This window comes from Actimicrobium sp. CCC2.4 (genome assembly GCF_034347385.1).
Lineage (GTDB): Bacteria > Pseudomonadota > Gammaproteobacteria > Burkholderiales > Burkholderiaceae_D > Actimicrobium.
Window position 1 is genome coordinate 3,978,595 of the sequence record NZ_CP133777.1, and the last position, 16,676, is coordinate 3,995,270.

Annotated in this window: 18 protein-coding genes; 12 read left to right on the plus strand and 6 right to left on the minus strand. The window is 61.2% G+C overall.

Annotated features, from left to right (window positions below):
* The first annotated feature begins 1 nt into the window (after window position 1).
* From RHM62_RS18335 to RHM62_RS18350, 4 genes are all read left to right on the plus strand, one after another.
* Window positions 2-952, plus strand: coding sequence for an alpha-E domain-containing protein (locus RHM62_RS18335; protein WP_322123458.1), 951 nt, complete (start codon window positions 2-4; stop codon window positions 950-952).
* Between the two features lie 118 nt (window positions 953-1,070).
* Window positions 1,071-1,946 carry a proteasome-type protease gene (locus RHM62_RS18340; protein WP_322123459.1) on the plus strand — a complete coding sequence of 292 codons (876 nt, stop codon included), beginning with the start codon at window positions 1,071-1,073 and terminating at the stop codon, window positions 1,944-1,946.
* A 104-nt stretch (window positions 1,947-2,050) separates the two neighbouring features.
* The gene (locus RHM62_RS18345; RefSeq protein ID WP_322123460.1) at window positions 2,051-2,587 is read left to right on the plus strand and encodes a heme NO-binding domain-containing protein; all 537 of its coding nucleotides are present in this window, start codon (window positions 2,051-2,053) and stop codon (window positions 2,585-2,587) included.
* A complete protein-coding gene (locus RHM62_RS18350) occupies window positions 2,571-4,607 on the plus strand; it encodes a GGDEF domain-containing protein (RefSeq protein ID WP_322123461.1) in 2,037 nt (678 codons plus the stop codon). Before RHM62_RS18345 ends, RHM62_RS18350 begins: the two co-directional genes overlap by 17 nt.
* 154 nt (window positions 4,608-4,761) lie before the next feature.
* On the opposite strand, the gene RHM62_RS18355 is transcribed toward RHM62_RS18350, so the two are convergent.
* A complete protein-coding gene (locus tag RHM62_RS18355; protein ID WP_322123462.1) occupies window positions 4,762-5,934 on the minus strand; it encodes an amidase in 1,173 nt (390 codons plus the stop codon).
* A gap of 249 nt (window positions 5,935-6,183) precedes the next feature.
* Here RHM62_RS18355 and RHM62_RS18360 point away from each other — a divergent pair, with 249 nt between their 5' ends.
* The 3 genes from RHM62_RS18360 (at window position 6,184) to RHM62_RS18370 (ending at window position 8,291) form a co-directional block, all read left to right on the plus strand.
* Complete coding sequence (locus RHM62_RS18360) at window positions 6,184-7,026, plus strand: AraC family transcriptional regulator (RefSeq protein WP_322123463.1); 843 nt, start codon at window positions 6,184-6,186, stop codon at window positions 7,024-7,026.
* Window positions 7,027-7,160: 134 nt separating this feature from the next.
* Window positions 7,161-7,727 (plus strand): carboxymuconolactone decarboxylase family protein, encoded by a 567-nt coding sequence (locus tag RHM62_RS18365; protein ID WP_322123464.1) that lies wholly within the window; start codon window positions 7,161-7,163, stop codon window positions 7,725-7,727.
* A 165-nt stretch (window positions 7,728-7,892) separates the two neighbouring features.
* Complete coding sequence (locus RHM62_RS18370; RefSeq protein WP_322123465.1) at window positions 7,893-8,291, plus strand: hypothetical protein; 399 nt, start codon at window positions 7,893-7,895, stop codon at window positions 8,289-8,291.
* 203 nt (window positions 8,292-8,494) lie between these two features.
* Here the strand turns inward: RHM62_RS18370 and recQ are convergent, their stop codons facing one another.
* The 3 genes from recQ to RHM62_RS18385 all read right to left on the minus strand — a co-directional run bounded on the left by recQ (window position 8,495) and on the right by RHM62_RS18385 (window position 11,873).
* Window positions 8,495-10,330: a DNA helicase RecQ gene (gene recQ, locus RHM62_RS18375; RefSeq protein WP_322123466.1), complete on the minus strand. Its 1,836-nt coding sequence runs from the start codon at window positions 10,328-10,330 to the stop codon at window positions 8,495-8,497.
* Window positions 10,331-10,410: 80 nt separating this feature from the next.
* Window positions 10,411-11,244, minus strand: a complete 834-nt coding sequence (locus RHM62_RS18380) for an undecaprenyl-diphosphate phosphatase (RefSeq protein ID WP_322123467.1) — start codon at window positions 11,242-11,244, stop codon at window positions 10,411-10,413.
* A gap of 74 nt (window positions 11,245-11,318) precedes the next feature.
* The gene (locus tag RHM62_RS18385) at window positions 11,319-11,873 is read right to left on the minus strand and encodes a DUF1439 domain-containing protein (RefSeq protein ID WP_322123468.1); all 555 of its coding nucleotides are present in this window, start codon (window positions 11,871-11,873) and stop codon (window positions 11,319-11,321) included.
* 154 nt (window positions 11,874-12,027) lie between these two features.
* Between RHM62_RS18385 and aqpZ the strand changes: the two genes are divergently transcribed.
* Window positions 12,028-12,750, plus strand: a complete 723-nt coding sequence (gene aqpZ, locus RHM62_RS18390; RefSeq protein ID WP_322123469.1) for an aquaporin Z — start codon at window positions 12,028-12,030, stop codon at window positions 12,748-12,750.
* Here aqpZ and RHM62_RS18395 read toward each other — a convergent pair.
* Window positions 12,710-13,045, minus strand: coding sequence for a DUF2288 domain-containing protein (locus RHM62_RS18395; protein ID WP_322123470.1), 336 nt, complete (start codon window positions 13,043-13,045; stop codon window positions 12,710-12,712). The genes aqpZ and RHM62_RS18395 overlap by 41 nt on opposite strands.
* Window positions 13,046-13,065: 20 nt before the next feature.
* A complete protein-coding gene (locus RHM62_RS18400) occupies window positions 13,066-13,272 on the minus strand; it encodes a SlyX family protein (RefSeq protein ID WP_009666745.1) in 207 nt (68 codons plus the stop codon).
* 197 nt (window positions 13,273-13,469) lie between these two features.
* Between RHM62_RS18400 and RHM62_RS18405 the strand changes: the two genes are divergently transcribed.
* The 4 genes from RHM62_RS18405 (at window position 13,470) to RHM62_RS18420 (ending at window position 16,539) form a co-directional block, all read left to right on the plus strand.
* A complete protein-coding gene (locus RHM62_RS18405) occupies window positions 13,470-14,141 on the plus strand; it encodes a TetR/AcrR family transcriptional regulator (RefSeq protein WP_322123471.1) in 672 nt (223 codons plus the stop codon).
* A 63-nt stretch (window positions 14,142-14,204) separates the two neighbouring features.
* Entirely contained in the window at window positions 14,205-14,858 is a 654-nt protein-coding gene (locus RHM62_RS18410) for a protein-L-isoaspartate O-methyltransferase (protein WP_322123472.1), read from the plus strand.
* A gap of 12 nt (window positions 14,859-14,870) precedes the next feature.
* Entirely contained in the window at window positions 14,871-15,194 is a 324-nt protein-coding gene (locus RHM62_RS18415; RefSeq protein WP_322123473.1) for a rhodanese-like domain-containing protein, read from the plus strand.
* Between the two features lie 37 nt (window positions 15,195-15,231).
* Window positions 15,232-16,539 (plus strand): TolC family outer membrane protein, encoded by a 1,308-nt coding sequence (locus RHM62_RS18420; protein WP_322123474.1) that lies wholly within the window; start codon window positions 15,232-15,234, stop codon window positions 16,537-16,539.
* Window positions 16,540-16,676: the final 137 nt, after the last annotated feature.

Sequence of the window (16,676 nt, forward strand, 5' to 3'; positions counted from 1 at the left end):
CATGCTGAGCCGCACCGCTGACCACTTGTTCTGGATGGCCCGTTACACCGAACGCGCCGAAAATACCGCGCGCATGCTCGACGTCAATACCGAAACCGGCCTGCTGCCGCAATCGAAAGATGCCGCCATGCGCGGCTGGCGTGCACTGCTCGAGATCTCCGAACTACAAACTTTGTTCGACCGCAAATACGCAAAAGTGACGCCGAAGGACGTACTCGATTTCATGGTCAAAGACATGAGCAATCCGTCCTCGATCGCGTCCTGCCTGAAGCAGGCGCGCGAAAACGCCCGTGCCGTGCGCGGCACGCTGACCACCGAAGTCTGGGAAACCCACAATGCCACCTGGCTGGAATTACAGGGCAAGCTGCGCGATGGCGAGCTCGAAGACGATCCGATCAAGCTCTTCGAATGGGTCAAATACCGCTCACACCTGTCGCGTGGCGTCACTATCGGCACCACGCTCAAGGACGAGGCGTTCTATTTCATCCGCATCGGCACCTTCCTGGAACGGGCCGACAACACCGCCCGCATCCTCGATGTGAAATTCCACGGCACCGGCCCGAACCAGACCACAGTCCACGACCAGCAGATCGATTTCTACTACTGGGCCGCGCTGCTGCGGTCGGTCTCGGCATTCGAGATCTACCGCAAGGTCTACCGGGACGTTATCACCCCGGCCCGCGTGGCCGAGCTGCTGATCCTGCGCGAAAACATGCCGCGCTCGCTGCTGGCCTGCATGACTGAACTGGTCAGCAACCTGCAATACGTCGGGACCGATGCCTCGCGTGAGACCGAACGGCTGGCCGGCATGCTCAAGGCCGAATTGCAATATGGCCAGATCGCCGACATCCAAGCCGCCGGTCTGGATAATTACCTGACCGAATTTCTCGAACGCATCGGTGACCTCGGTGCACGGGTCAGCCGTGACTTCCTGGTGCCGCTGGCAGCCTGATGAATCGGGATGCCCTGCGCAGACAGCACCGGACATCCTGATTAATTTTAATTTCCAAAAAGAAAATACCCGCCAGAGTCTGTAAAATCGTTTACTCGATTTATTACCGGTATGCACCATGACTTATTGCGTTGCCATGCGTCTCGACGCAGGTCTGGTTTTTCTCTCTGATTCCCGTACCAATGCCGGCGTCGACCATGTCGGCACCTTCCGCAAGATGAGCGTGTTCGAGATTCCCGGCGACCGGATGATGGTCATGCTCACCGCAGGTAATCTGGCCATCTCGCAATCGGTACGACAACTGCTGACCGACCACAAGAACAAGGCCGGCCGCACGCTCTGGACCGCGACCTCGATGTATGAAGCGGCCCAGATCCTCGGCGACGCGATCCGTACCGTACATGACCGCGACTCGCAGGCACTCGACAAATTCGGCATCTCGTTCAATGCCAGCATGATCTTCGGCGGCCAGATCAAGGGTGAACGCTGCCGGCTGTTCCAGATTTACAGCGCCGGCAATTTTATCGAATCGCTTGATGACAGTGTCTACCTGCAGATCGGCGAAGCAAAATACGGCAAGCCGATCATCGACCGCGTGGTCAGCCTCGATACCTCGCTCGATGAAGCGGCCAAGTGCGCGCTGATCTCGATGGATTCCACGCTGCGCTCGAACATCTCGGTCGGCCTGCCGCTCGACCTGCTGGTCTACGAAGCCGATCGGCTAGCCGTCACCCGTTTCGTCACTATCGATGAAAAAAATCAATACTTCCGCATGATCCGCGACAGCTGGGGCCAGCAGCTCAAGCGCGTCTTTGACGGCATCGACAACCCGGTCTGGGATGCCGCGCCCGAGGTCATCGGCAACGTACTGAGCAACACCGACATGCGCGGCAAACCGGTGCGGGTGCCGGCACCGTCCGAACTGTCGGTCACGGTTGCGCCAGTGGCGTTGCAAGTGCTGGCGCAGGACGCGGTAGGCGGGGTGCAGCAGTAGCTGCAAAGAACGGGGCGGGTGTGCGCAGGGCTTTGAATGGTAGAAAAAGTTTTGCTACCGAAAGGCGTACTATCTCTCCCCACGATATCGTCACGAGGCACCGCATGAAAGGCATTGTTTTTAATCTGCTCGAGGAAGCTGTCAGCAAGGAGTTCGGCGAAGCAACCTGGGACAAGCTGCTCGATGAAGCGAATTTGTCCGGCGCCTACACTTCCCTCGGCAACTATGCCGACGGTGAAATCGTCGCCCTGGTCGGCGCGGCATCGGAGGCGCTGAACTTGCCGCCTCAGGATATTCTGCGCTGGTTCGGCCAGCGCGCCATGCCCATGCTGGCTATCCGCTATCCCGATTTTTTCATCGGCCATGAGGGAACGCGCAGTTTTTTGCTCACCCTCAACAACATCATTCATCCCGAGGTGCATAAGCTGTATCCGGGGTCGATGACACCGGTGTTCGATTTCGGGGCAAGCGACGATGGCAGCCTGCTCATCGGCTACAGCTCAGCGCGCAAGATGTGCACATTGGCGGAAGGTTTCGTGATGGGCGCCGCAGAACATTTCCATGAGCGGGCCGAAATTACGCAACCACAGTGCATGCACGACGGCGCTTCCAGGTGCGTGCTCCATGTCCGATTCCACTAACAACGCTCTGGCGACACCTGCCGACGCCGAAATTACACGCCTGAACCGGCGTTTGCGCCGCGAAACCTCGGCGCGCCAGGAAGCAGAACTGATTGCCGAACGCGGCCTGCGCGACCTGTTCCAGCGCCAACAGGAAATCGTCTTGCTCGAAACGATAGCCGCGTCAGCGAACGCCGCTGCCAGCGTCGAAGAAGCGATGCGCCATGCCCTCGCCGCCATATGCAAGTTCGCCTACTGGCCGCTGGGCCATTTGCTGCTGGTCGACGACGACGCCAGCCGCCCCCTCAATTCCACCCCCATCTGGCATGACGAGAGCAACGGTCGCTACGACACGCTGCGCACGCTGACCGAATCGATCGCTTTCGGACGGTGCATCGGGCTTCCGGGCAAGGTATGTGAAGGCAGCGCACCGGCCTGGATCAACGCCGGCAGTCCCGATGCAGGTGCCTATCCGCGCCTGCCGGAAGCGCAGCGCGCAGGCCTGTGCTCCTTGTTTGCGTTCCCGGTCATGATCGACACCGAAGTGGTGGCGGTGCTCGAATTTTTCAGCATGGCCTACCAGACTCCCGATGAGGCGCTATTACGCCTGATGGCGCAGATCGGCATCCAGCTCGGGCGCGTGGTCGAGCGCGAGCGCACCAGAGAAAAGCTGATGCATGACGCGCTGCACGATCCGCTGACCCGTTTGGGCAACCGCAAGCTGTTCCTCGACCGTTTGCAGCAGGCCCAGTTGCGCGCCCGGCGCATGCCCGGCTACCAGTTCTGCGTGCTATTTCTCGACCTGGACCGCTTCAAAGGTATCAACGATGGGCTGGGTCATCAGGCCGGTGACCAGCTGATCATCGCCACAGCCAACCGCCTGAGCGCCTCGCTGCGCCAGACGGACCTGGTCTCGCGCGGTGCCGGCGACCAGAGCGGCAGCAGCAGCGGCAGCGGCGATATCCTGGCGCGTATGGGCGGCGACGAATTCACCATCCTGCTCGACAATATCAACAGTGCGCAGGTTCCTGTGCGCGTGGCCGAAAGACTGATGAGCGCCATGGCCGACGCCTTCGTGCTTGACGGGCAGCAGGTCATCGTCACGGCCAGCATCGGCATCGCACTCAACAAGAACGGCTACGACGACGTGCAAGACATGCTGCGCGACGCCGATATCGCCATGTACCATGCCAAGCAGCAGGGCCGGGCGCGCTGGGTCATGTTCGACAGCGCGATGCAGGAAAAGGCCTTGCGCCGCCTGCAGCTGGAATCGGAACTGCGCCTGGCGCAGGAGCGAGGCCAATTGTGGCTGGCCTACCAGCCGGTTGTCACCCCGCGCGACGGCGTGATCCGCGGGTTCGAGGCACTGCTGCGCTGGGAACATCCGGTGTACGGCGCTGCCGGCCCGGCCGAATTTATCCCGGTGGCCGAAGAGATCGGCCTGATCAGCGCGATGGGTGGCTGGATCCTCGGTCAGGCCTGCCGCCAGTTACGCCTCTGGCAGGACGAGAGTGGACAGCCAATGACCATGAGTGTGAATCTGTCGGCGATACAACTGTCCGGCAATGGCCTGGTCGCACTGGTCGCACAGACCCTGAAAGAGACCGGCATCCTCGCCGGCACCCTGACACTGGAACTGACCGAAAGCATGGTGATGGCAGACCCTGAGCACGCGCTGGACATTTTCCGGCAGCTCAAGGAGTTGAACGTCAAGCTGTCGCTTGATGATTTCGGCACCGGCTATTCGTCGCTCAGTCAATTGCGACGCCTGCCGATCCATACCTTGAAAATCGACCGGTCCTTCGTCAGCCAGATGGATCGCCACGACGACAAACGCCAGATCGTCGAAGTGATCGTGATGCTGGCCAACACCCTGGGCCTGGACGTGGTCGCCGAAGGCGCCGAAACGGCCGCCGAGGTCGACCTGCTGCAGGCGATGGGCGTCGATTTCGTGCAGGGCTACCACTTCTTCAAGCCTATGCCAGCCGATGCAGCCGGTGCGGCCTGGCGCGAACAACAACCATCTGTGCAGCACACATGACTCCCTCCTGATTTCCAGCGCAACCACCGGGCTGCATTGAACTTGACAGGCATAACCGTATCTGCGATCCGGCGGTGTCAGCGGCCATTCGTCGCTGAGCGATTCGCCATCGCCACGACTTCCTGCATGGTCCGGGCCGAGGCTTCCAGTGCATTCACGCCTCCATCAGCGTGCGTGCAAAAGCGATCAGCGACTGGTCGCTGCCGGCCGGACCGATCACTGAAAAACCGAACGGCGCACCATCGATGGTCATCAGCGGCAGCGATATCTGCGGCATTCCGGACAAGCCCGACAGGCACAGCATGCGGATGGCCTGGTTGCGATAATTTTCAAGCGCGGTTTCGGAGTCCGTCAGCAGCGGCGCGATGTCGGGCATGCTTGGCAGGACCATGACCTTGTCGTTGCCGAGCAGCGCCGCAAAGTGGGCTGCGAAGGTGGTGCGGATGGCCGAGTATTCCCGCATCTGTGCGGCGGTGACGGTACTCGACCAGCGGAAACGATCGGCCACGCCGGGGCCGAGTTGCAAGCAGTATTGTTCGATGCACGCGCCATGCTGCTGCCAGGCCTGATAACCCTGGATATGCCGGAACGCCCAGTACAGCGCATCGAACGATGGTGCCGCCGCGGTGACTTCGTGCAGCGTACCGAGGACCGGCGACAAGCGCCCCAACGCATCGGCAAAAACTTGCTGCACGCGCGGTGAGAGCAAGTCGAGCACGTCGACGGCCAGCAGCACTTGCGGTGCGGCGGGCAAGGCACAGGTATCAACGCCGAGCAGCACGTCGCCGACCCGCGCGAAGGTGGCGATGTCGCGCGTGAACCAGCCGCAGGTATCGAAGTCCGGTGCGAGGTCCATCGCCCCTTGCAGGCTCACGCGGGCATGGGTCGGACGCAAGCCGACCAGGCCGCAATGGCTGGCCGGAGCCCGTACCGAGCCGCCGGTATCGGTGCCCAGCGCGATATCGGCCAGCCCGTTCGAGACCGCCGAGGCCGAGCCTGAACTGGATCCACCGGGAATACGATCCGGTGCGCCGCCATTGCGCGGCGTGCCGAAATGCGCGTTCTTGCCGTTCATCGAAAACGCCAGTTCGTCGGTGCAGGTCTTGCCGACGAAGCGGGCGCCGGCACCTGCCAGCGCCCGCACTACCGACGCCGATGTGGGCTTGATGCCGGACAGTGCCAGCATGTGCGGATTGCCGCAACCGGTCGGATAACCGGCGACGTCAAAGATATCCTTGACCGCGAACGTCAGGTCCGACAGCGGGCCGGTGCCGGCGGCGACCGGTGCATCGGGATACGGAATGAAGCAATGGGCAGAAGGGGTCATGTCGATTCCTGTTCGGGTAATTCAGGTGCGGGGAGTGCAGGGACTACGGAACGGCCCGGCGAAAATCTCTTGCGAGGATGTACCGTCACGCCGTCGCCGCCGCCGCAAGAATACGTCGCCCGGAAATAATCCGTGTGATGATGCGCAGCGCGGGCCTGATCGCTGTAGAACAGATCCCGGATCCCGCCAATCACGACCAGGTTTTTCGAGAGACCGGTTGCCTACTCCCCCCCGAAAGCGAGCGCCAGCATGGATAGACTAACGACGCTGCTGAATCATTTTTCGCTGCGTGCCGGCGTCTTTTATACCGGCAAGCTGTGCGGCATCCACCACTTTGAGGAAGATGCCATGCACGGGCATATCCATCTGATCAGGCGAGGGCCGGCACAGGTGGTCGGGGTACGCGATGATGTCATCGATATCAGCGAGCCGAGCATCCTTTTCTTGCCGCGCCCGCAACAACATCATCTGGTTGCCGATGACGGTGCCGGGGCCGATGTGGTGTGCAGCACCGTCCTGTTTGGCATTGGCGGGCGCAATCCCGTCACGGACTCGCTGCCGGATGTCGTGCTGGTGACGCTGGCCACACTGCCCGGGGTGGAGGCGCTGTTGGGATTGATGTTTGATGAGGCGTTTTCCGGACAGGCGGGCAGTCAGGCGGCGCTGGACCGCCTGTGCGAAGTGTTGATGATCCGTTTGCTGCGGCACTGTATCGATCAAGGCGTGACACAAGGCGGCACCCTCGCCGGACTGGCTGACAGCCGGCTGGCCAAAGCGCTGATCGACATCCATGCCGATCCCGCCCGCGCATGGCAACTGTCGGACATGGCCGCCGCGGCAGGCATGTCGCGTGCGCGCTTTGCGGTCAAGTTCCGCGCAGTCACCGGCGATACGCCGGCCGACTACCTCGCCACCTGGCGTCTGCTGACGGCGCAGCGTTTGCTCAAACAGGGTCAGCCACTTAAGCAAGTGGCCTGTGATGTCGGGTACGGCAGCGCCAGTGCACTGACCCGGGTGTTCGTGCGCAAGCTGGGTTGCTCGCCGACCGACTGGCTCAATGAACGGAAAACATCGTCCGTCACCGCAACTTGAAACGCAGGGAAAACAGAACGAGACGCTCGGTTCACTGCGCAGGAGACAGCGGCCCTAAAATGAAAGCCTGCCGGACGCAGCCACGTGATGTCACGCTGGCATGCTGTCCCCACCCACTTTCAGGAGCCATATCCATGTCCAAAACTATCATTCACAACATCCCGCCGGTCGATCACGCGCACGCCACCGGTGCCCAAAAAGACGTCCTTGATCTGGCCTTGAAGCAGGTCGGTTTTATTCCCAACATGTACGCCAACATGGCCAACGCACCGGGCCTGCTGGGCACCTATTTGCAGGGCTACGATGTCTTCCGCAAGGAGTCCGGTTTCACGCCCTGCGAGCAGGAAGTCGTGTTTCTCTCCATCAGCCAATTTAATGGCTGCGACTACTGTACGGCAGCCCACAGCATGATTGCCGACAAGATGTCGGGCGTGCCCGCCGACGTACTGCAAGCCATCCGCGCCCGCCAGCCGATTCCTGATGCCAGGCTGGCCGCCCTGTCGGCGATGGCCGTCGAAATGTTTGCCAAGCACGGCCAACCGGAAGCCGCCATCGTCACGGCATTCATGGATGCCGGCTACCAGGAACGCGACCTGCTCTACATCATGCTGGCCGGCTCCGTCAAAGTGCTGAGTAACTACAGCAATCAAGCTTTTGGTACCGAAGTAGACAAACAGTTTGCCGCGTACAAGGTCGACTGATAACTGTCGCTCAAGGCCCTGTTTTTCCGGGCGGGCTGCCGCCGATATCTGCGCCCGCCCGCCGGGAAAGTCAGGCCGTGACGAGGCACCGCATTGCCCGTAATGTTCGGCAAGCATGGTCATGAAAAAGGATGGGATATGGTAAAGGTCAATCGGAACTTACCCTTGTCGCTGTTGTTCTTGCGCCTGGGAGTATTTATTGTGATGTTGATGTGGACGCTCGACAAGTTCGTCAATCCCGGTCACAGCGCGGCAATTCTTGAAAAATTTTACTTTTTGGCGGGTGCCGGCACACAAATTGTCTACGCACTTGGTGCGCTGGAAATGCTGCTCATTCTGGGGTTCGTGCTCGGCTACAAGAAGCAATGGACTTACGGCATCGTGTTATTGCTGCACGCCAGTTCCACCTTGTCTTCCTTTGGCCAATATCTGGATCCATGGAAGCACATGCTGTTCTTCGCCGCGTGGCCGATGCTCGCTGCGTGCGTCTCGCTTTATTTGCTGCGCGATGACGATACCTTGTTCGTAGTCGAAAAGAATCGGCTTGCACGCGTTGATGCCTGAATAAATCGCGGCATGTCATCGCAATGTGCAGCGCTTTTTTGGTTGGGGACGCGGAACCGGACGGCAGGTGCTGCCCCGAAAGTCATCGGCAACGCACTCGCCCTTCCAGTTCCACCGGCTCGGCGGTGCATCCGCGTAGGCACGATACCCCCGTGCCCATTCTACGAAAGTGTTGCCAATGGTGAGGACTGGTGCGCGTACGCCTAACCCTCTACCAGCTCCGCAATCAACCCGACAATCTCCGCCCCGTACGTCTCCAGCTTCTTCTCGCCGACGCCGCTGACACCGCGCAAATCATCGAGCGAGCCCGGTCGCGCCTTGGCGATTTCGCGCATCGTGGCGTCGTGGAAAATCACGTAGGCCGGTACGTTGTGCTTGCGGGCGGTCTCGACGCGCCACCAGCGCAGCTTGTCGAAAATGACCTGATCGAGTCCGGACAGTTCGTTCTCGACATAGCCCTTCGGTGCCTTGCCGGAAGCGGCCCGCTTGGCCTTGACCGGTTTCTGGTATTCGCGCAACTGGACCTGCTCACCGCCGCGCAAAACCGGCCTGGCGGCATCGGTCAGCTTGAGGGCGTTGTACGACTCGTAATCGACAGCAACCAAACCCAGCGCAATCGACTGGCGCAGGATGGCGCGCCACTCGGCTTCGCTGGTGTCCGAGCCGATGCCGAAGACCGACAGCTGGTCATGGCGCCATTGCTTGATCTTGTCGGAATCAATACCGCGCAACACATCGAGCACGTGGCCGGCACCGAAGCGCTGATCCACCCGGTAAATCGCCGACAACAACTTTTGCACCGGCACCGTGGCATTGAACGACACCGGCGGATTGAGGCAGGTATCGCAATTGCCGCAGGGCTGCGAACTCTGGCCGAAATACTCGAGCAAATGGCGACGCCGGCAACCGAGCGTTTCGCACAGACCCAGCATCGCGTCGAGCTTGACACCGAGCACGCGCTTGAAAGTTTCGTCGGCTTCGGATTCATCGATCATGCGGCGCTGCTGCACCACATCCTGCAAACCATAGGCCATCCACGCATTGGCAGGCTGGCCATCCCGGCCGGCACGCCCGGTTTCCTGATAGTAGCCTTCGATACTTTTTGGCAGATCCAGATGGGCGACGAAGCGCACATCGGGTTTGTCGATGCCCATGCCGAAGGCGATTGTGGCGGTCATCACGATGCCTTCTTCGCGCAGGAAACGCGCCTGGTTCCGGCTGCGTTCCTCGAACTTCATACCGGCGTGATACGGCAAGGCGCGGATGCCGCTGGCGTTCAGGAATTCGGCGGTCTCTTCGACTTTCTTGCGCGACAGGCAGTACACGATGCCGGCGTCGCCCGTGTGCTCGGCCTGGATAAAGTCGAGCAACTGCTTGCGGCCGTTGGCTTTCTCGACGATCTGGTAGCGGATGTTGGGACGATCGAACGACGAGATGAACATCCTGGCGGCGTCGAGCTGCAGACGATGGGCGATCTCGGTACGGGTTTGCTGGTCGGCGGTGGCCGTCAGCGCAATGCGCGGCACGTCCGGAAAACGCTCGTGCAGGATAGACAGCTTGATGTATTCGGGACGGAAATCATGGCCCCATTGCGACACGCAATGCGCCTCGTCGATCGCAAATAGCGCGATCTTCGAGGCCGACAGCAGGTCCAGGCAGCGCGGCGTCATCAACCGTTCCGGCGCGACATAAACCAGATCGAGTTCACCGGCACGCACCATGCGTTCGATGCGCGAGGCTTCTTCGTAGGTCTGGGTCGAGTTCAGGAACGCAGCCCGCACGCCGACTTCGGCTAGCGCATCGACCTGGTCCTGCATCAGCGCGATCAGCGGTGAAATCACCACGCCGACGCCGTCGCGCAGCAGCGATGGAATCTGGTAACACAGCGATTTTCCGCCGCCGGTCGGCATCAGCACCAGGGCGTCGCCGCCCTGTGCGATCAGCTCGACAATTTCGGCTTGCTGGCCGCGGAAAGAGGAATAACCGAAGACTGTTTCCAGCAAGTGCAAGGCGCGTTCGGGGGTACTGGTGTCGGTCATTCCGTCTTCAAAAATGTGTTGGTGATGGATCGTAGCGCGGCTCGGTCAGCTCACTTAGTCAGCTCACTTAGTCAGCTCACTTAGTCAGCCCAAACCACCAAACCACTGTAAGCGGTCGCGAGGATGACAAACCCGAACACGATGCGGTACCACGCGAAGATGGTGAAATCGTGCGAGCTGATGTAACGCAGCAACCAGCGCACGCAAAAGAATGCCGACACGAAGGCCGCCAGCGTGCCGATACCGAACAGTGGCAAGTCCTCCATCGACAGCAATTCACGCGCCTTGTACAGCGAGTACACGGTGGCCCCGAGCAGGGTCGGGATCGCCAGGAAAAACGAGAACTCGGTGGCCGCCTTGCGCGATAGACCGAACAGCATGCCGCCGATGATGGTGGCACCCGAGCGGCTGGTGCCGGGAATCAGCGCGAAGGCTTGCGCCAGACCGACCTTGAGCGCGTCGAGCGCCGTCATCTGGTCGACCGAGTCGATCCGTGGCGGCACCGGGCTGAGTTTGTTGCGACGCTCGACCCACAGAATGATCAGGCCACCGGCAATGAAGGCCAGCGCGACCGGCACCGGCGCAAACAGCTTGGCCTTGATGGCGCTGCTGAAAATCAATCCGAGCACGGCGGCCGGGATGAACGCAATCACCAGGTTGATGGCAAATTTCTGTGCGCCGCGATCGCTGAACAGGCCGGTACAGACATGCAACAGACGGGCGCGATATTCCCAGACGATGGCCAGGATGGCACCGGCCTGGATGACGATTTCGAAGGTCTTGACCTTCTCGCCGGTGAAGTCGAGCAGGCTGCCGGCGAGGATCAGATGACCGGTCGACGAGATCGGCAGGAACTCCGTCAAACCTTCGACGATGCCCATGATCAGGGCTTTCAGAGCGAGAACAATATCCATGGGTAGGGGCGTTTGGGAGGAGTGAAAAATCCCGCAGAATCGATGTCCTGCAGGTTGGAGATAGGGTGGCGGGCTTACTTTGCCGGCGCAAAGATTACCACGAGGGCGGTCGGCTGCGTCGTGATACCGGTCGGGACGAAGGCAGTACCGCCATAACGCAGGTCGTCCGCAGCGAAGGTATAGAGCGGCATGTCGCGCAGAATATCTGCCGCCATCGGCCCGGCTGCCCGCGCCACCTGACTGGCCAGGCCCGGATCGATCCCATCGAGCGCGATACGATCGATGCGCGGCTGCACCACCACGACCGCACGCTGCTGTGCATCCAGCTGCAAGCGTCCCGACAGCACGAAATCGCCTTGCCAGACACGCCGCGTGAAGGCCGGCGCGACGCGCGCATCAAGGGTGACGCTGATCCGGTTGTCATCGGCTTGCAGCGCCAGGCGCGGATTGCTCAGGTGGATATCGATCAGATCCATCGGCCGCTGGTTCAGCGGGAAGCGGCGCTCGACCGTCTGTTGCAGACGCGCCAGCGGAATGACCGCCTCGCGCGGACCAGGCAGGCTGACGCAAGCGGACAGACTCTGAAGAACCACCAGCAAGATGGCATAGCGCAAGAGATGGAACGGCACAGGCATCCTTTTTCGATAGAGAACAACAACGACAGCAAGACTTCATGAGCCAGCGCAAATCAGCTGCGATTACCACTCCTATAGTCCTGAGAGTGCGCAGGATTTTGCCACATCGCGTATCCCTGTAAGTCTCTCACCACAGAAAGGACTTCTCATGAAAGCCTATGGCGCTGAATTTTTCGGAACATTCTGGCTGGTACTTGGCGGCTGCGGTAGCGCAGTGCTGGCAGCGGCATTTCCCGGCTTGGACATCGGCCTGCTTGGCGTGTCGCTGGCATTCGGCCTGACGGTACTGACGATGGCATTTGCCATCGGCCACCTGTCGGGCTGCCATCTCAATCCGGCCGTATCGATTGGCTTGTGGGCCGGCGGCCGCTTTCCGGCCGGTCAGGTCGGACCCTACATCATCGCGCAGGTGCTTGGCGCACTGGCCGGTGCCACCGTGCTGTACCTGATCGCCAGCGGCAAGGAGGGCTTCGATGTGGCGGCCGGATTTGCCTCGAATGGCTACGGCGCACAATCGCCGGGCGGCTATTCGCTGCAGGCGGCGGCGCTGTGCGAAGTCGTGATGACGATGATTTTCCTGATGGTGATACTGGGCAGTACCGACCGCCGTGCGCCACCGGGATTCGCGCCGCTGGCCATCGGCCTGTGCCTGACTCTGATACACCTGATCAGCATCCCGGTCACCAATACCTCGGTCAATCCGGCGCGCAGCACCGGTGTCGCGCTATTCGCCGGCGGCCCCTACCTGATGCAGTTATGGCTGTTCTGGATCGCTCCGGTCGTCGGTGCACTGCTCGGCGCGCTGGCTTACCGCGCCCTTGCCGGCACGCCTAGCCCTGCGTCGCAGGCTGGACCAGTATCCATGGCTTGACAATCACGCTCCACAACAAGGGATCGGTCTCGGTCCAGGCAGCGGCCAGTGCGTCGCTGACCTTACTCACCAGGCCATCGCCCATCCAGGCACTGACAGCGGCGGTATCGTCCAGAGAAATGCGGACCGCCACATCGATCAAGTCCAGCGAGGCATCGACGGTCACCATCGCGCCCGACGCAAAATGCGGCAGCAATTCGTGCCACTGCAGGCGGGCGGTCTCGCCATTGAGGCGGGTGTGGATAAGCTGGTAGGCGTCTGTCAGCGTCGCTGGCGGATGATTGGTCGAATTCATGGCGGGTCGGTCTTCCGGATTCAATAGTGCGGTGGCGGCTCGTGGGCCAGGCGGCCTTCGCCGCTGGCATCGCCGGCGTTCTGCAGATGCCGTGCCAGCGCGGCGCATAGCACTTCCAGTTCAGTAATCTGTTTTTGCTGGCGCACCACCACCTCATTGAGGGAATCGACCAGATCTTCCTGGCGCGACAGTTTGATTTCGATATCGATCAGGCGGTCTTCAGTCATCGGGTGCGGTCGTAAAAAACATCTCGGGGGCGGATTGTCGCATGCCCCACCGTCACGCCCCACCATCACACCCCGTCAACGCGACGATGGCCGACCGGCCAGCCTTGACGCTGCGCAACCTCCCCCGTATATTGCAGCAGGCTTACTGACTCGCCAGTAAGTTAAATCCCTCTGTTCACCCCGCTCACCCCGGACCGATGATCCCCTGCCCATTCAAAACCCCGCCCCGCTGGACCCGCCGCAAGGAAGCCCGCCCGCAAGAGCTGCTCGACGCGGCGCTCGCGCTGTTCGTCGAACGCGGTTTTTCGGCGACCCGGCTCGATGACGTCGCGCGCGTCGCCGGCGTCTCCAAAGGCACGCTGTACCTGTATTACGCCAGCAAGGAAGAGCTGTTCAAGGCCGTCGTGCGCGAGAACGTCGTGCCTCTGCTGGGCGAGGCCGAAGCCATGATCCGCGACCATGCCGGCAGCAGCGCCCTGCTGTTACGCCAGATCCTGCTGGGCTGGTGGGAGCGCATCGGCGAAACCCGGCTGTCGGGCATCACCAAGCTGGTCATGGCCGAAGCCCGCAACTTTCCGGAACTGGCCAAGTTCTACAACGAAGAAGTCATCCTGCGCGGTAATGCCATGCTGGCGCAGGTGCTCGAACGCGGCGTCGCCAGCCGTGAATTCCGCCCGCTCGATATCGCACAGGCCACCAGCGTCATCGCCGCACCGATCATGATGATGATGATGTGGAAGCATTCATTTGGCAGTCCCTGCGCATTGCCAACGATCACGCCGCAAGCCTATTTGCATGGCGTCACCGACCTGCTGCTGCAGGGTTTGCTAGCCCACGAAGACAGGCCGCCGGCAGGGGTGATTTGTTAGAATGCTGCACGTTGCCGGCAGCGCCCCCACCGGCCCACCCTTTCACGCACTGAGAACCCCGCCATGAACATCGAACAAGCCCGCTTCAACATGATCGAACAGCAAATTCGCACCTGGGATGTGCTCGACCAGGATGTCCTCGATCTGCTGATGGTGGTCAAGCGCGAATCCTTCGTGCCGGCCGCCTACGCCGCGCTGGCCTTCGTCGATACCGAGATCCCGCTGCCACGCGGCCAATCGATGCTGATGCCGAAATTCGAAGCCCGCATGCTGCAGGAAGCCAGTGTCAAGAAACACGAAAGCGTGCTCGAAATCGGCTCCGGCTCCGGTTACATGGCCGCCCTGCTGGCGCGCTGTGCACGCCACGTCACCAGCATCGAAATCGAAGAAGACCTGCAGGCGCTGGCCGAGGACAACCTGTGCCGCTACGGTATCGACAATGTCGATGTCATCCTCGGCGATGGCGCGCGCGGCTGGACCGATAACGCGCCTTACGACGTCATCGTGATTTCCGGATCGCTGCCGGTCCTGCCACAAGAATTTCTGCCTCAGATCAAGATCGGCGGACGCATCCTGTGCGTGGTTGGCGATGCGCCTGCCATGACTGCGCAAGTCATCACGCGCGTCTCCGAGCTTGGCTACGACACCGTCAATCTGTTCGAGACCGTCATCAAGCCGCTGCGCAATGCATTCACGCCGTCGCCATTCAAGTTCTAAGGAGCCGCTGCCATGCACCACCTGACTGCTCCCGCACTGCACGCCTGGCTGGCCGATACCAGCCGGCCTGCGCCCTTGCTGCTCGATGTCCGCGAGCCGTGGGAATTCGAGACCTGCCACCTCGCCGGCGCGGTACCGATGCCGATGCGCAGCATCCCGACGCGACTGGCCGAACTCGATGACGAGACTCCGGTGGTCTGCATTTGCCACCATGGTTCGCGCAGCATGCAGGTCGCCAATTTTCTTGAGCAACAAGGGTTTACCGAAGTGACCAACCTGACCGGCGGCATGCATGCATGGGCATTGCAGGTTGATCCGGCTGTGCCGACCTACTGACATCCCTGTATCCACCCCCGATTCCACCGGAGAATCCATGCGTTATTTCGTCATCGCCCCGCTGCTGGCTTGTGCGTTCCTGTCGTCCCCGGTACGAGCGACCGACCTGTTGCAGGTGTACCGGGATGCCCTGGTCAACGATGCGGTGATTGCCAGCGCACGTTCGGCGCGCGAGGCAGGACAGGAACGCAGTGTGCAGGGTCGCGCCGGCCTGTTGCCGGTGCTCGGGGTCGGTGGCAGCTACAACCGGGTCAATGCCACGGCAGCCACGCGCAGCATCGACTACAACGTCAACACCTACGCGCTGACACTGACGCAGCCGCTACTGCGCATGGCTAACTGGGAAACCTACCAGCAAGGAAAACTGTCGGTTGCCATTAGCGATGCCGTCTACGCGCAAGCGCAGCAAGACCTGATCGCCCGGGTCGCGCAAGCCTACTTCGATGTGTTGGCAGCGCAGGACGTGCTGGCCTTCCTGAAAGCCCAGGAAAGCGCGATCAGCGAGCAACTGGCTTCCGCCAAGCGCAACTTCGAAGTCGGCACTGCCACCATCACCGACAGCAATGAAGCGCAAGCCCGCTACGACCTCGCCATCGCCCAGCAAATCGCGGCGCAAAACGACCTCGACGTGAAGATCGCCGCCTTGCAACAAATCATCGGCAAACCGGCCGGCACGCTCGCCACGCTGCGTCCCGGCCTCAAGCTCAGCCCACCGGAACCGGCGCAGATGGCTCCCTGGGTCAGTAGCGCCGAGGAACAGAATTTTGGTGTCCTCAGCCAGCAACTGGCGCTCGAGATTGCCCGTCGCGACATCAGCCGCAACCGTGACGGCCACTTGCCCACGGTTGACCTGATCGCCAGCCGTGGCACCACCAACCAGAGCAGCCCCAGCCTGACCACGCAGAGCGGCTCGATTACGTCCAGTACGGTCGGCGTGCAATGGCAAATCCCGTTGTTTGCCGGCTTTGCCGTCACCAGCAAGGTTCGTGAATCGATCGCCCTGGAAGAAAAAGCCCGCGCCGACCTCGACAACATCCGGCGCATCGCAGCGCAGGCAGCGCGGCAATCCTACCTGGGCGTCAACAGCGGGTTGGCACAAGTCAGGGCCTACGAGGCAGCCGAAATTTCCAGCCTGTCGGCGCTGGAATCGAACCGGCTCGGGTATCAGGTCGGCGTACGCATCAACATCGACGTCCTTAACGCCCAGCAACAGCTTTTTTCGACACGGCAATTGCTGGCCAAAGCGCGCTATGACACGCTGATTGCGGGTTTGCGCTTGAAAGCAGCGGCGGGAACGCTGAAGGAAGATGACCTGGCATTGGTGAACGGGTTGTTGCAGAACTAAGCTGGACATTTCAGGCACACCGGCATGACGTAGCGTGGTCACGGCTTCACCGTGCCCACGCGGTGCAGTGACCTGACCGGATAGCACTCCACATCGCCAAACCGGTCCGCTTTTGCCCGCGGCCGCATACCCGCTTC

Excerpts from the sequence above, each read along its gene's own strand:
- RHM62_RS18335 (WP_322123458.1), top strand. The coding sequence starts at position 2 with ATGCTGAGCCGCACCGCTGACCACTTGTTCTGGATGGCCCGTTACACC.
- RHM62_RS18340 (WP_322123459.1), top strand. The coding sequence starts at position 1,071 with ATGACTTATTGCGTTGCCATGCGTCTCGACGCAGGTCTGGTTTTTCTC.
- RHM62_RS18345 (WP_322123460.1), top strand. The coding sequence starts at position 2,051 with ATGAAAGGCATTGTTTTTAATCTGCTCGAGGAAGCTGTCAGCAAGGAG.
- RHM62_RS18350 (WP_322123461.1), top strand. The coding sequence starts at position 2,571 with ATGTCCGATTCCACTAACAACGCTCTGGCGACACCTGCCGACGCCGAA.
- RHM62_RS18355 (WP_322123462.1), bottom strand. The coding sequence starts at position 5,934 with ATGACCCCTTCTGCCCATTGCTTCATTCCGTATCCCGATGCACCGGTC.
- RHM62_RS18360 (WP_322123463.1), top strand. The coding sequence starts at position 6,184 with ATGGATAGACTAACGACGCTGCTGAATCATTTTTCGCTGCGTGCCGGC.
- RHM62_RS18365 (WP_322123464.1), top strand. The coding sequence starts at position 7,161 with ATGTCCAAAACTATCATTCACAACATCCCGCCGGTCGATCACGCGCAC.
- recQ (WP_322123466.1), bottom strand. The coding sequence starts at position 10,330 with ATGACCGACACCAGTACCCCCGAACGCGCCTTGCACTTGCTGGAAACA.
- RHM62_RS18380 (WP_322123467.1), bottom strand. The coding sequence starts at position 11,244 with ATGGATATTGTTCTCGCTCTGAAAGCCCTGATCATGGGCATCGTCGAA.
- aqpZ (WP_322123469.1), top strand. The coding sequence starts at position 12,028 with ATGAAAGCCTATGGCGCTGAATTTTTCGGAACATTCTGGCTGGTACTT.
- RHM62_RS18395 (WP_322123470.1), bottom strand. The coding sequence starts at position 13,045 with ATGAATTCGACCAATCATCCGCCAGCGACGCTGACAGACGCCTACCAG.
- RHM62_RS18400 (WP_009666745.1), bottom strand. The coding sequence starts at position 13,272 with ATGACTGAAGACCGCCTGATCGATATCGAAATCAAACTGTCGCGCCAG.
- RHM62_RS18405 (WP_322123471.1), top strand. The coding sequence starts at position 13,470 with ATGATCCCCTGCCCATTCAAAACCCCGCCCCGCTGGACCCGCCGCAAG.
- RHM62_RS18410 (WP_322123472.1), top strand. The coding sequence starts at position 14,205 with ATGAACATCGAACAAGCCCGCTTCAACATGATCGAACAGCAAATTCGC.
- RHM62_RS18415 (WP_322123473.1), top strand. The coding sequence starts at position 14,871 with ATGCACCACCTGACTGCTCCCGCACTGCACGCCTGGCTGGCCGATACC.
- RHM62_RS18420 (WP_322123474.1), top strand. The coding sequence starts at position 15,232 with ATGCGTTATTTCGTCATCGCCCCGCTGCTGGCTTGTGCGTTCCTGTCG.